The sequence below is a fragment of the Bacillaceae bacterium S4-13-56 genome, from assembly GCA_040191315.1.
GTDB lineage: Bacteria > Bacillota > Bacilli > Bacillales > JAWJLM01 > JAWJLM01.
The window spans coordinates 37,882-52,907 of record JAWJLM010000017.1 but is presented as its reverse complement, the minus strand read 5'-3'; the positions used below and the strand labels follow the sequence as shown (position 1 = coordinate 52,907).

The 15,026-nt window shown below is 40.5% G+C and carries 10 protein-coding genes; 3 read left to right on the top strand and 7 right to left on the bottom strand.

The genetic code is table 11. The annotated features are described in order from the left end of the window. Nucleotides 1–79: 79 nt before the first annotated feature. Both RZN25_06985 and RZN25_06980 read right to left on the bottom strand, forming a co-directional pair. On the bottom strand, nucleotides 80–1,132 hold the full coding sequence (locus RZN25_06985) for an LLM class flavin-dependent oxidoreductase (protein ID MEQ6376572.1): 1,053 nt from the start codon (nucleotides 1,130–1,132) through the stop codon (nucleotides 80–82). Between the two features lie 103 nt (nucleotides 1,133–1,235). After that, nucleotides 1,236–2,273 (bottom strand): lactonase family protein, encoded by a 1,038-nt coding sequence (locus RZN25_06980; protein ID MEQ6376571.1) that lies wholly within the window; start codon nucleotides 2,271–2,273, stop codon nucleotides 1,236–1,238. A gap of 202 nt (nucleotides 2,274–2,475) precedes the next feature. Between RZN25_06980 and RZN25_06975 the strand changes: the two genes are divergently transcribed. From RZN25_06975 to RZN25_06965, 3 genes are all read left to right on the top strand, one after another. Next, complete coding sequence (locus tag RZN25_06975; GenBank protein MEQ6376570.1) at nucleotides 2,476–3,396, top strand: DUF4349 domain-containing protein; 921 nt, start codon at nucleotides 2,476–2,478, stop codon at nucleotides 3,394–3,396. A gap of 641 nt (nucleotides 3,397–4,037) precedes the next feature. Further along, nucleotides 4,038–5,192, top strand: coding sequence for a thiolase family protein (locus RZN25_06970; GenBank protein ID MEQ6376569.1), 1,155 nt, complete (start codon nucleotides 4,038–4,040; stop codon nucleotides 5,190–5,192). A gap of 176 nt (nucleotides 5,193–5,368) precedes the next feature. After that, a complete protein-coding gene (locus tag RZN25_06965; GenBank protein ID MEQ6376568.1) occupies nucleotides 5,369–6,136 on the top strand; it encodes a 3-hydroxyacyl-CoA dehydrogenase in 768 nt (255 codons plus the stop codon). 286 nt (nucleotides 6,137–6,422) lie between these two features. On the opposite strand, the gene RZN25_06960 is transcribed toward RZN25_06965, so the two are convergent. The 5 genes from RZN25_06960 to RZN25_06940 all read right to left on the bottom strand — a co-directional run bounded on the left by RZN25_06960 (nucleotide 6,423) and on the right by RZN25_06940 (nucleotide 14,878). Beyond that, nucleotides 6,423–8,036, bottom strand: a complete 1,614-nt coding sequence (locus tag RZN25_06960) for a long-chain fatty acid--CoA ligase (GenBank protein ID MEQ6376567.1) — start codon at nucleotides 8,034–8,036, stop codon at nucleotides 6,423–6,425. Between the two features lie 150 nt (nucleotides 8,037–8,186). Further along, nucleotides 8,187–9,848: a class I adenylate-forming enzyme family protein gene (locus tag RZN25_06955; protein MEQ6376566.1), complete on the bottom strand. Its 1,662-nt coding sequence runs from the start codon at nucleotides 9,846–9,848 to the stop codon at nucleotides 8,187–8,189. A gap of 83 nt (nucleotides 9,849–9,931) precedes the next feature. Then, nucleotides 9,932–11,089 carry a CaiB/BaiF CoA-transferase family protein gene (locus RZN25_06950; protein ID MEQ6376565.1) on the bottom strand — a complete coding sequence of 386 codons (1,158 nt, stop codon included), beginning with the start codon at nucleotides 11,087–11,089 and terminating at the stop codon, nucleotides 9,932–9,934. A gap of 29 nt (nucleotides 11,090–11,118) precedes the next feature. Next, entirely contained in the window at nucleotides 11,119–12,264 is a 1,146-nt protein-coding gene (locus RZN25_06945) for an acyl-CoA dehydrogenase family protein (GenBank protein ID MEQ6376564.1), read from the bottom strand. Between the two features lie 604 nt (nucleotides 12,265–12,868). Then, nucleotides 12,869–14,878, bottom strand: a complete 2,010-nt coding sequence (locus RZN25_06940) for a M4 family metallopeptidase (GenBank protein MEQ6376563.1) — start codon at nucleotides 14,876–14,878, stop codon at nucleotides 12,869–12,871. Nucleotides 14,879–15,026 lie beyond the last annotated feature (148 nt).

Genomic DNA, 15,026 nt, shown 5'->3' with positions numbered 1-15,026 from the left:
ATATGCGATTCAACTCCCGCCTAAACACTGTCGTGATTGAGGAAGGAGTCTTCTCGCATAAGACCGATAAATCCAAGACTTATTCAGCCTCGGATTCCAATCTTTTTATTTCCTTTTTCACTCGAGGAGCTACTTCTGTTCCTAACAATTCAATGGCTCTCAAGATTTGATCATGGGGCATTGAACCAACCGGAACGTGGAGCATGAAACGCTCAACTCCTACATTTTTTCTTAAATGAATAATTTTATCTGCAACTGTTTGAGGATCTCCTACATATAAAGCCCCCTCGAAGCTGCGCATAGCATCAAAAGTAGAACGGTCATAATACCCCCAACCACGTTCCCTACCAATAACATTCATAGCATATTGTGTGGAAGGGAAAAATTTATCAGCCGCATCCTCTTTGTTTTCGGCAATAAACCCATGAGAATGGGAGGCAACCGTAAGTTTGGATGGATCATGACCCGCTTGTTCCGCTGCTCTTTTATAAAGTTTTACAAGTGGCGCAAACTGAGTCGGTTGGCCTCCAATGATAGCAAGTACTAATGGTAGTCCGAGGGTCCCCGCACGAGCTACAGACTCTGGGTTCCCTCCGCTCCCAATCCAGACAGGTAGAGGATTTTGTACTGGACGGGGGTACACTCCTAAATTGTTAATGGCTGGGCGATGTTTCCCCTGCCAGGTAACTCTTTCAGATTCCCGAATTTTGAGCAAAAGGTCTAATTTTTCTTCAAAAAGCTCGTCATAGTCCTGAAGGTCATAACCAAATAGCGGGAAGGATTCTATGAAAGATCCACGTCCAGCCATAATCTCAGCTCGACCATTCGATACAGCATCGAGTGTTGAAAACTCTTGAAAAACTCGAACTGGATCCGCTGACGACAAAACTGTAACTGCGCTTGTCAGACGAATATTTTCCGTTTGAGGTGCTGCAGCTGCCAGGAGGGTTGCTGGGGAACTAGCCGCATAATCCTTTCTATGATGCTCCCCTACCCCAAACACATCAAGACCCACTTTATCCGCTAACACAATTTCCTCAACCACCTCACGGATCCGCTCAGAATGACTCTTCACCTCACCAGTCTTCACATCTGGAGTCGTCTCAACAAATGTACTTATCCCAATTTCCATTTAAAAATACCCCCTTGTTTGGTGTGTTGGTAGGGACGGTTCTTGGCAACACGGTACTATATTGCAAAGTACCGTGCAGGTGAGAACCGTCCCTACTAACCCACTATCTAAATTTCACACAGACAGGTTCTGGTACATAAACATCTGATTGTAATAATGTTAGTGATCCTTTTGTTTTGTCTCGTTGGAAGAGTGTTAGACTATTTGATTTTTGGTTGCTTGCCACAAGAAATTCTTCGGATGGATCAAGCGAGAAATCTCGCGGCCAGTCCCCTTCTGTTGATGTCCACTCAACAAAGTTTAAGAAGCCACTTTCTTCATCTACTTTAAATACGGCAATGCTGTTATGCCCTCTGTTTCCTGCGTATATGAAATTTCCGTCTGAACTGATCTGGATAGCACTTCCATCATTGACTTCGTTAAAATCGTTGGGAATCGTAGGTATGGCCTGAATCTCGTTAAATCTGCCATCCATCTGATTGTATTCAAAAACAAGAACTTCTGAACTAAGCTCGGTCATCACGTAAGCAAAATTCCCATTGGGATGAAAGACTATATGCCGAGGTCCTGAACCAGGACTTGTTTGGAAAACATTTTTCCGCTGAAGTTTTCCCCCATTTACTTCATAAGTAATGATGCGGTCACTTCCTAAGTCCACGACAACGGCATATTTTTCATCTGGAGAAAAACCCGCAAAATGTAGGTGGGGCTTTTCTTGCCTCTCATGCGGGCCGAAACCTTCATGTTTAATTATCTCTTCTGGTGTTTGCAAGGACCCATCTTCATTTGTCAGATAAGAAGCGATTACCGTGGTATGGTAATTCGCAGTTAAAATGTTGTGGCTATCATTACTGATACTTAAATGGCATGGAGGTGAACCTGGCATCATTTGGTCATTTAATTTGATAAGATTCCCTTTTTCTCCAATAGAAAAAGCAACAATGCCTCCACTGTCCCCCTCCTTAGCAACAGAATAGAGAAAATCCCCGTGATTACCCAGTGTAAGATATGTAGGATTATCCAACTCGGCTGCAAGAGTTACCTCTGTAATCCTCTGTTTCTCCGTGTCAAGTGTAAATTTATAAACCCCTTTACTTTTTTCTTTCGTATATGTTCCTATGTATCCTGTAAACTCTGTCATAATGCACCCCTAATTCAGTAAAAGTCTTGAACCACTCAACCAAAAAACCACTTAGAAAACAACAGACTATTGATTTCCCACCATTATACTAAAAAACAATCTAATAACAAAAAGTCTTGATTGGAATGATTTTGTTAGACGTTTTGAAACGAATCAGCAATTGGTTTCGTCTACATGGCAAAGACAGGAAAGGGTGGTTCGATTGAAAAAGTGGTTTTTAGGTATTTTAATAGTTCTGATTACTTTTCTTGTGGCTTGTAGTAGTGAAGATACTAACGAATCTGCTGGCAATGATGCTGCTAATAGAGATGTTGCATACAATGAATCAGAAGAGAACACTGGTAGCAAAGGTATGGACGGTGGCGAAGCTGAGCAAGCCGAAAAAGAAAATGGAAGTGCGAATACTGATTCTAACCTCTCAGCACAGGATTCAAACAGAAAAATCATCTATGAAGCAAATGTAAGGATTGAAGTAAACGATTTTGCCAAAGCTGAAAATGACATTCAATCTGAAATTGATAAAGTAGGGGGCTACATGGTCGAATCTCAAATCTACGGAGGCGGAGAGGATTCCCTTAAAGAGGGAAGAATCAAAGCGAGAATTCCAGTGGAGAAATTTGATGAATTTCTGGCAATAGTTGAAAACGGAGGATGGAAACTAATTGAGAAGCACGTAGACAGCGACGATGTAACCGAAGAATACGTTGACCTTGAATCTCGACTAAAATCGAAAAAGATAGTGGAAGAGCGCCTTTTATCTTTTATGCAAAAAGCTGAAAAAACAGAAGACTTACTAAAGATCTCAAATGATCTTGCGAAAGTACAGGAAGAAATTGAACAAATCACAGGAAGAATGAAATACCTACAAAATCGCTCTGACCTGGCCACCATTACGATAAATATCCAAGAAAACAGAGTCAATATCCCAAGCGTAAAGAACGAAGAATTAAATACTTGGGAGAAAACCCAGCAACAATTCATGAACAGTATTAACGGACTTCTCGCATTCGGATCTGGTTTAATCGTGTTCTTCATTGGAAACTTACCTGTTATTATTTTAATTGCTGCAGCCGCCCTTATTGGATACAGAATATATAAAAAAACAAAGAAAAATAGTGAATAAGAAAAGCGCAAGCGCCCTTCGAAACAAGAAAATCACTTGTTTCTGTGAAGTAAATTCTAAGAAGCTTTTGTTGTGGTCATCGACGTAAGGCGATGAGGCCCACATAACAGAGAATGCTACCATGAGCTTCTACACACGAACGAAAAAGCGAGATTTTTCGAGGATGTGGGTCACGTGAGCGTTGCGAATCATTTCGGTGGGCCGAGTAACCGCAGGCCCACAATGCCGCGGTTTTGATTGGTTCAACTAATAATGGTTGGGGATGAAGAAAATCCCCAACCATTATTAACACCAAGGGTATGACCTGAAGGCTCTTGACCCAATCGGACTTTTACGGGCAGTTCATCCCCCACTTACTCTTCTCATTTCACTTGAGGGGGATTACTCCCATGAAAATAAGACATTAAATTTGTCATCCTTGTTGGTGAAGCTTGCTTCATGGTTGGCTGCCCATTCATGCAGGATAAAATCCAAGCAACGTAACCAAACGAGGTAATAATCCGCTTCCCGCGCTTACATCTGGTGTATCAAAAATTAGTGATAAGCCTTCCCAAAAAATATAGAGAGAAATCCCAAACTTTGCTATAATAGAGACAGTTAGTGTAAGGGCTTTCAAAAAAAGGTTAGAAGGGAGAAAGTAAATGAGAGAAGTGGTAATCGTAGAAGCTGTTCGAACACCGGTTGGCAGGCGTAACGGTATGTTAAGTCATATTCGTCCTGATGATCTAGCTGCTTTAACGTTACAAGAGCTAGTGAAAAGGGCTGGAATTACACCTGATCTTGTGGAAGACGTTATTATGGGGTGCGTATCGCAAATTGGAGAACAAGCTGCAGACATCGGTCGTGTTGCTTCCTTAATCGCAGGATTTCCGATGGAAGTACCAGGAACGACGATCGATCGCCAATGTGGATCAAGTCAACAAGCTGTTCATTTTGCGTCCCAAGCAATTTTAAGTGGAGATATGGATGTGGTCATTGCAGCTGGAATCGAAAACATGTCTCGTATTCCAATTGGCTCAAATATGAATGGCGCTTCATTCAGTGATCAACTCACCAATAAATATGAAATGATTAACCAAGGTCTATCTGCAGAACGAATCGCTAAAAAATGGGGACTAACAAGAAGAGAATTAGACGAATATTCTTATGAAAGTCATCAACGTGCCATCAAAGCTCAAGATGAAGGTCGATTCACCCGTGAAATTTTTCCGGTAAAAGTGACTCTCCCTGATGGGAATAAAGAAACTCTTTATGCAGATGAAGGACCAAGGCGCAATACTACAGTAGAAGCACTTAATAATTTAAAGCCCGCCTTTAAAGAAGATGGCATGATTCATGCAGGTAATTCCAGTCAAATAAGTGATGGGTCAGCAGCCATTCTTTTGATGTCCAAGGAAAAAGCTCAGGAACTAGGACTAAAAGCTCGATTTCGTGTAGTTGCTAGATCCGTTGTCGGTTCTGATCCTACCCTCATGCTTACTGGGCCAATTCCAGCCACGGAGAAAGTACTCAAAAAAGCCGGTTTATCTATAGACGATATCGATTTGTTTGAAGTAAACGAAGCCTTTGCGCCCGTCCCATTAGCATGGCTAAAGGAAACAGGAGCTGATCCCAACAAATTAAATCCAAATGGAGGAGCTATCGCATTAGGGCATCCTCTAGGGGCGAGTGGGGCAAAGCTTATGACCACTTTAATTCATGAATTAGAGAGAACAGGAGGACGTTATGGTCTCCAAACTATGTGCGAAGGACACGGCATGGCCAATGCAACGATAATTGAGCGACTAGAAGATTAAGATTTTAATAGATAGATATAGATGACAGATTCAAATATTGAGAAGCTCCTATGAGTGGGGTTTTCTAAATTTCGCTGATTGTTATTTTACGGAATTTTCCCCGCTCTGCTTCTCATATATTTTAAAGTTACACAAAAAGTTACACCATCTAATTTGAAATAAGAGGAGGAATTTTTTTGCATCTAAAAAATCATATTGGGTTGATCACAGGTGGCGCCTCTGGATTAGGGGAAGCTACTGCACGCCAACTAGTCTCAAGTGGTACAAAAGTTATTATTGCTGATGTTCAAGAAGAAAAAGGAACAGCTTTGGCAAACGAGCTTGGGGATCATGCTCATTTTGTCCAGACAGACGTTACAGATGAAGATAGTGTCCTCCATGCAATGAATATAGCTTTAGAAAAATGGGGCGGACTTCATTTTGCAATTAACTGCGCAGGAATCGGGGTTGCACAAAAAACCCTAAGCAAAAAAGGAGCTCATGATCTTGCCACTTTTCAAAAAGTCATTCAAGTTAATTTGATTGGGACCTTCAATGTAATTCGTTTAGCTGCTGAGAAAATGGCTGTTAACGAAGCCAATGAGGAAGGGGAAAGAGGCGTCATTATCAATACTGCATCCATTGCTGCCTTTGAAGGGCAAATAGGGCAAGCAGCATACAGTGCTTCAAAAGGTGGAATCGTTAGCATGACCCTGCCTATCGCACGAGATTTGGCACAACATGGAATTCGAGTGATGACCATTGCACCCGGCTTATTTGAAACACCTCTTTTAGGACAACTTCCGGAAAAAGCTCGTGAATCTCTTGGGGCGATGATCCCATTTCCTTCCCGCCTAGGGTATCCTAGTGAGTACGCTAAGCTAGCTCAAAGCATTCTGGAAAATCCAATGCTAAATGGAGAGGTTATTCGGCTAGATGGAGCAATTCGGATGCAGCCAAAATAAAGTAAAACTTCAATCAGAGGCCGCGCCCCACTGATTGAAGTTTTACTTTTTAACTTTTAGTCGGTTGATAGTACATGAAAAAAACTAGGCTTTCTCCATTAACACTTGGCGAAAAGCCTAGTTTTTCTAACAAGATAAGAAAGTAAAAAAATTGTCTTGCTCCAACGGAAAAGTTTCATCGAGTGATCTTCGAAGTTTTTGCCCCGAGTCAGGAAAGCTACTTAGAGGTACTTCGCAGAAACAAGCGATTTTCTTGTTTTGAAGGGCGCTTGCGCTTTGCTTAATTTTATACAGTTAAATGATCCCTTAACTTTTCTCGTAAGTTGGCTTTCAAAAATTTCCCTACCGATGTTTTTGGAATTTCGTCTACAAACAGAATATCATCAGGAAGCCACCACTTAGGAAATTGCGATGTTAAATGAGCTATTAATTCCTCTTTATTAGCGGATGCGCCGGGCTTTAAAACTACTGTTGCAACAGGTCGTTCCTGCCACTCTGGATGTGGTACACCAACTACCGCAGCTTCAAAAACAGCATCATGGGCCATCAATGCATTTTCCAAATCTATGGTAGAAATCCATTCCCCACCACTTTTCACGAGATCCTTTGTCCTATCTGCAATTTTTATTACACCTTCTGAATCAATAGTGACAATATCTCCCGTATAGAGCCAGCCATCTCTCATTGCTTCTTTTGTACGATCATCCCGATAATATTCGTCTGCTATCCACGGGCCACGGACTAACAGTTCCCCCATGTCTTCTCCATTCCATTCTGCTTCACCTTTTTCGTTAATTACCTTTAACTCTAGACCAGGAACTACATAACCTTGCTTTGCTCTACTAGCAAGCTTTTCCTCTTCAGGCAAATCCATTTGATAGCTCTTCAAGCGGGACAACGTAACAAGAGGGGTTGTTTCCGTCATACCATAAGCGTGAATAAATGGAATACCATATTTTGTTTCGAAGGCCTTGATCATTCCGAGCGGTGCAGCTGAACCGCCACAGAGAACAGCTCGTAGTGAACTCGTATCATAAGCCCCATTCTTACTTTCTAGTTCATTCAATAGTCCTAACCATATTGTTGGAACGCCAGCTGTTAACGTCACTTTTTCACTTTGTATGAGTTCGGCTAATATCTCTGGTGTAAATCGTGGACCAGGAAGTACTTGAGTGGATCCAAACCAAGTGGACGCAAAAGGCATTCCCCATGCATTGGCGTGAAACATCGGCACAACAGGCATGCAGACATCAGACTCAGAAACTGCGGCAGAATCTGCTAATCCTAACGCCATACTATGAAGCGAAATACCACGGTGAGTATAGACGACCCCTTTGGGTAAACCCGTTGTTGCAGAGGTATAGCACATTCCAGCTGGATCATTTTCATCTAAATCTTCTGGGAATTGAAAGTTTGCATCCCCACCTTCTAACAATTTTTCATAAGAATAGAGAGGGGAAAGATCGGAATCTGGTAATTGATGATGGTCCGTTAACACAATAATCGCTTCTACCGTTTTCAACTTCTCTTTAATGGCTTCAATCAATGGTAAAAACTCTTGGTCAACCAGTAACACCTTATCTTCTGCATGATTGATAATATAAGAGATATGCTCTGTTGATAAACGAATATTAATCGTATGAAGGACTGCTCCCATACTCGGAATCCCAAAATAAGCTTCCAGGTGTCGATGATCATTCCAAGCTAGAGTTCCTATTTTATCTCCTTTTTGTACGCCTAACTGTTGGAGTGCACTTGATAAACGCCTCGTCCTCTCCCCCATTTCTTTATATCCATAGCGAAAAATCCCTGTGGATGTTCTTGAAATAATTTGCTTCTTTGGAAAAAGTTTTTCAGCACGTTCTACCATTTTATTTAAGGTAAGCGCTCCACTCATCATAAATTATCTCCTCCATTCCTCTTAAGTTATGAACATAACTTCTTTCACTTTGACTATTTTCGCATTCCTGACAAATTTATTCTGTTCGTTCGATTCCCCTAAGATCAAACATTTTAAAACAACTATCTTTACGATAACAGACGTCTTTCTTTAAACACCTGAGCGCTGTTTCAAGTCTTGCCTTAGTGACGCCTTTAGAATTTTTCCGACAGGATTACGAGGAATACTCTCTACTATTTCCATCCGCTCTGGACTTTTATAAATAGCTAAACCCTGATCTTTTATGAAATCTTTAAGCTCTTCTAAAGTGACATCAGCATCCTTTTGTGGCACCACATATATACAAACTCGTTCCCCCATCACTTCATCTACATAACCGACTGCGGCAACATCTACTATTTTTGGATGAGCTAATAGGCAGTTTTCCACCTCCTGTGCACTAATATTGTAGCCTCCTCGAATAATGATATCTTTTTTTCTATCAAAAAAGCCGATTGTATCTCCTTCCTTTATTTCAAAAAGATCTCCTGTATAAAAATATCCTTCTTCATCAAAAGCTTTGACGTTTAGATCTGGACGCCTAAAATAACCAGGCATCACATTTGGCCCTTTATATGCAAACTCGCCAACCTCTCCTACCTCTGTTACTATTTCACCTGTATCAACAGAAACTATTTTAGATTCAATTCCCTCCACATTAACACTCCATTTAACACCAGGCTTACCGAATTGAGGGAGATTATCAACTCGCTTCTCGATATCCGGAATATCTTTTGGCCCAGAGACGATGGCAGTACCTTCATTTTGCCCCCATATGTTACCAATTTCAATTCCCCAGCGTCGTTTAAATTCTTTAATGGTAAACAGGGATGGTGGTGCTGAACCAAGAGTAATAGCACGTACATTACTTAAATCAAATTGATCAACTTGTGGGTGCTTCACGATTATGTTAGCGATTGCAGGAACAAGGAGCGTGTAGTTAACTTTTTCTGTGATCATTTGTTGAATAAATATTTGAGGGTCAAAGGGATGATGCAGGACAAAGGTCCCTCCTGTCATAATCCAAGGGATATAGGTAGTACCAACAGATGCCATATTAATTAGTGGACCAGCAGTAAATAAGACGTCCCCTTCTTGTATATCCGTCGCTTCAATTTCCATTCGACATTGAAAAATCCAATTGTTATGACTTAACGGGCATCCTTTAGGGTCCGATTCCGTGCCCGACGTCCAGCAAAGTGTGAAACTATCGTTAGCATCAACTTTTACTTGGCCTAATAAGGAATCGTCAACCGGTGTGTTTAGTAACTCTTGCAATCTTTCTAGCAGGATTACCTCTTGGATGTAAGATGCTTCATTCATAATCTCACGCATCATCTCGCCGTGCTTAAAGCCTTTAAAATCTTCTATTGTAATACAAAATTTGGCTTCCGTTATGGAACAAACATACTTTAACTCTTTACTGCGCCATTGGAGAGGAACTGGCGAAATTAGTCCACCTGCTTTAGAAATGGCCAAATAAAGCATCGCCAACTCCCACGTGTTTGGTAGCTGTACAACGACAACATCATCAGGCTTTAGCCCCCTCTTTATTAATCCAGTAGCCACCGCATCCACCGCTTGATCCAATTGATGAAAAGTAATTCGCTCCGCCTCTGTTCCTGTTAAGTCTTTACGATTGAGGGGATCTACTATTGCTGTTCGTTCTGGATGTTTTTCCACATTCTCATTAAAAAAATCTAACAATGTCTTTGTACCCCAGTAGCCTTTAGTTGTATAACTTTCAATCTGCTTCTGATCAGCTAAAATCACATCAATTCCACCTTTCTACTTTTTCATGAATCATTTACCTTGTATCCAAAAATCTCCTCACACTAAAAGTTTAAAAAATTCAGTTACGGAATTTTGTTCCATGCTAATACAATTCCTTGGTCACACCACTCCCTTATCTCCCCTTTCTGTTTATGAAGCAAATGCGTTAAAATTTCCTCTGTATGCTCCCCTAAATGCACAGAAGCATCGGAAGGCCTCACTGACGAATTGAAATAGGTTTGCGTGAATAGAAAAGGAGTATTCCCTACTAATTGCATTAATTCTCGTTGCTTTACATAAGTACTAGATACAGCTTCCTCCACATCAAGTACTGGAAATAAACAACAGTCGTGTGCTTCCCCAAGCCTTATCCATTCTTCTTGGGTACGTGTTAGAAATAGTTGCTTAACCTGTTCATAGATAGAATTTGAGATTTTTAATTTACTAGGATACGCTTCCACCCACTCTGGACACTCCACAGCTAAACAAAAATTTCGCCAAAACTTAAACTCTAATGCTCCTAAACTCATGTAACGATGATCTTTTGTTTCGTAAAGATGATAATTCACCATAGAGCTATCAAGTACAGGCAACCCGTGACGATGACCAGTAAGATGTGAAATCGCAGCATGATTTCCAATCATCCCCAGCAAAACATCTAATATAGCTAAATCAATATAGGTACCTTTACCCGTTCGTTCTCGCTGTAATAGTGCTCCAAGGATTGCTTCACTAGCAGCCATTCCTCCAATTAAATCAGCCAACGTGATCGTTGGATGTGTGGGAGGTCCATCTTCCTCTTGAAATTGATTTAACACACCACTTAACGCCAAATAATTTAAATCGTGACTCCCTAATTGCGAAAGACTACCATCTTGTCCAAATCCAGTGAGAGATAAATAGATTAAGTTTTCCTTATACTTTTTCAAACTCGTATAGTCTAATCCGAGTCTTTTCATCACACCTGGACGAAAGCTTTCGATTACAACATCTCCTTGTTCAATTAATTCACGAGCTAATTGCTGCCCTACTTTCTCCTTTACATTTATCGCAATACTTTTCTTGTTTCGATTATTAACAGAAAATAGAAAATCACTTTCATTTGTTCCCATTTCTCGAGCTGGGTCTCCATGAAGCGGTTCCACTTTGATGACTTCAGCTCCTAAGTCCGCAAGTCTTAATGTTGAAAATGGACCAGGTAAGTATTGCGTAAAATCAATAATTCGAATCCCTTTAAGCATGGCCTCTCCCCTTTTAAGCTGAAAATTTCTTACAAGCCCATTTTTTTAGCAATAATATTTTTCATAATTTCATTGGAGCCTGCATAGATAGAGGCAACTGGAATATCCCGATACCTCCTTGCAATTGGATATTCCTCCATATAACCATAACCACCGTGGAGTTGCATACAGGTTGTGGCTGTACGCCTAGCCATGTCGGTAACCCACCATTTCGCCATGGAAACCTCCTTAACAATTTCTTCCCCATTCATATGCCGGTCAATGACATCATCAACAAATGTCCTACCAATTTGAATTTCGGTTGCCACTTCAACAAGCTTGAACTGGGTATTTTGAAACTTAGAAATTTTTTGACCAAATGCTTCTCGTTCCTTCACGTACTCCATCGTCATCCTTAGCATCTCTTCTGCAGCAACTTGGGCTGCAATGGCAACCGTTAGCCGCTCCTGCTGAAGCTTCTCCATCAAATAATAAAAACCGTTCCCTTCCTCCCCAAGTAGATTTCCAACCGGTATCTTGGCATCTTCAAAAAATAATTCGGCAGTATCTTGTGAATGTAGACCTATTTTGTCTAACTTCCTGCCTAATGAGAAACCTGGTGTATTTCGTTCAACTACTAATAGACTAATCCCTTTATGGGGAGGACTTGCATTTGGATCCGTTTTACATACTACAACGATTAAATCAGCATGAACCCCATTTGTAATAAATGTTTTTTGACCGTTTAAAATATAATAATCTCCCTTTTTGATCGCAGTAGTTTTAATCCCTGCCAAATCGGAACCAGCCCCTGGTTCTGTCATCGCTATAGCAGTAATTGCTTCCCCGCTAATACACTTTGGCAGCCACCTCTCCTTTTGTTCCGGTGAACCATAGGAATTCAGATAAGGAACCACAATATCATTATGTAATCCAATTCCCACTAACCCTGTACCTACGCGCTCTAGTTCTTCATTTAAAACAACCGAGTATCCAAAATCAGCGTTCAATCCGCCATACGCTTCGTCTATCCATGGACATAGAAAACCATTCTCCCCCATTTTCGTCCATAGTTCTCGAGGAATAAGCCGTTCTTTTTCCCACTTATCAAAATAAGGTACCGCTTCTTTTTCTAAAAATTTACGAAAAGATTGTCGAAACAGTTCATGCTCTTCTTTCATATAGTTCGCTGTCATCTTCCTCTTCCTTTCTTGTGAATTATATTGTACAGGGTTGTTACCAATAATCAGGTGAGCACCTAAGATGATTGAATACTCTGTTAATTTTCTATGCAAAAATATGACCTATTACTATTCAATATGAATTAAAATGTAATAGTAGTACTGAAAAATCACACTAGATGGTTCGCCTTCTCCCCCAGCAAAGCCAACCCTTAATATATATGGGGCCCTACTTAAACTGCTCTGGTTCCTCACTTGATTACCTAGATTCATAACTTGTAACCGTTTTCATTAAGTAATATTTTACCACCTAGAAGTTCTAGGGTCAATTAATTGTATGAATATTTTTTACATTTAGACTATTATGTGAAAAGCGCAAGCGCCCCTCGAAATAAGAAAAGTACTTGTTTCTGCGAAGAAGGTCTAAGTAGCCTTCCTTCGTGCGATTACTCTGGGCAAAAACTTCGAAGATTACTCGAGGAAGCTTTTTCGCTAGAGCTAGACAAATTTTATACTTTATCTTTTAAAAAAGAAGCCCAACAGACAGCTAATGCCGCTGGGCTTCTTTGCATGCAAAACTTTTGGTTTTTCCCTAAAAGAACCGTCCCTACCAACACACCTAATTGCTCTTTCTGTTTCCTTTGCTGCCTTTAGTATTTGTCTCGATGGTAACTGTTAGATGGTATGGCGTGGTGGTGCTCATGGCTCCATTCCATCCTACAACTTCAACGTAGTAGGTTCCCGTTTGTCCAGCTGAGTGCGAGATCAATTCATTTCTGCTCCAGGCATTTTCAGATGCGCCAACCAATGAACGATTGGAGTCATATAGGTAGAGGTCATAGTCTCCAGGCAAGTTACCTAATTCTACAGAAATGGATTGCCCAATCTCCGCTTCAAACATATAAAAATCAGAATCTGTGGAAGTAGAAATATAAGATCCATAGGTTGTTCCACTAACTAACGGACCGTAAGCTTCGTTAAAGGAATTATTAGGTTCAAAGGTATCAGAATCAGGAGTTTCATTCCCTCCACTACTAGATCCGTCAATACCTACGGCTAAAAAGCCATTATTGACCGCATTATACTCCACGCTACCTTCTCCATATAAATCAGTAGCTGCTTGGAGAAGTCCATTCCTAGCATCTGTAAAATCCGATTGAGAAGTCAAATAGGTGGTTAATGCTCGATAGTATATTTCTGCAGAAGCATCCAAACCAATTGAAGTTGCGATATTATAGAACGCCTTATTTGGAATCCCACTATTGGTATGGACCCCACCATTATCATCAGAAGTTACATAATAGTGATCCATATGGGCAGGCTGATCATAAAGCTCAGGGTTAGAAAGACTACGCAATGCATCTCCTTCTACACCTGGTGTATAAACATCCTCTCCCATTAGCCAATCAGTATCCCCATTGTAAGCTTCAACAATCATCCCAAATACATCAGACATAGATTCATTTAAGGCACCAGGTTGATTTTGATAAACTAAATTAGCAGTTTCCTCAGTCACTGCATGAGTTAGCTCATGGGCAATAACATCTAACGCACCAGATAACGGACTGAACGTCGAACCGTCGCCATCCCCATAAACCATTTGTGTTCCATTCCAGAATGCATTGTTGTAATATCGATCATAATGAACAGTCGAGATTAAGGATGCACCATTGTTATCATAGCTATTACGATTAAAAGTTTCATAATAGTAATCATATGTGATTCCTGCATTCACATGGGCATCAACAGCAGCTGCTTGGACAGAGCTATCAAAAACATTATTAGAATCACTAACTATGCTCCCTGGAAGTCTCGTTCTATTATTTGCCGTATACGTTTCAATAACTCCACTCATAGGCTTCGTTGTGTCTTGTAAATAATAGGTTCCACCAGATTCAAATGTATTAAGCTGTACAGTTGTACCGTCCAATGTCACCCCTGTACCTGTAGATGTAGCGTCTGCTAGAGCATCATATGATTCTAGTATAGACCCATCTTCCGCACTAACAAATGTAAATTGTCGTGCAGCATGGGGTTCTAGAAAAGCCAATTCTACCAAATACGCTGGTTGCCACTTTTTATCATTCTTATATAAATAGAGGCTTGAATCTTTTGCTGTATATTCCATTGAAGAGGGCAGATCTAAGTACTCTTCTGCTTTTGCAAGAGCTTCATTACCAGTCAACTTCACTTTCTGGTTCCACTTTTTATTTTGTAACCTTGGCTCCGCCTGACCGTTTACAGCATAAACATCACCATTTGCATCCACGTGTACATATAAATCCGTACCATAGACCGGAATTCCATCCACGGTCATCTCCGCCCGAAAATGAGTCATTCCAAGTTCATCTGTACTTTCAGACTTCACACGGAATTCACCGGCACCAATTTTAAAAAGACTTTTGTTTTCCTCTAAAAATCGTACGGCCTGACTTTTACTCGCCACCTTTTTATCGGAGAGCTTTCCTATTACAAAATCCGGAATTCCCTTTTTGCTATCCCAGGATACTTTTTTATGTACCCCATCCTGGATTCCTTCTGCTCCTCCTACTGCCGGAAAACTCATTCCACCAATCATTAACGAGAGTGCTAGAGTAATAGGAAAAATCTTCTTGAAACTCCTTTTCATAAAATCCCTCCCAGAATTATGATACGTATTACTATACACGAAGAATTTTAAAATAAAACCTATTATTCTTAATTTTCTAAAAAATCATTCTATTCACTCGGGAAATTAGAACTATCGAATTATTTTTTCGACCTTGTTCGACAAGCGA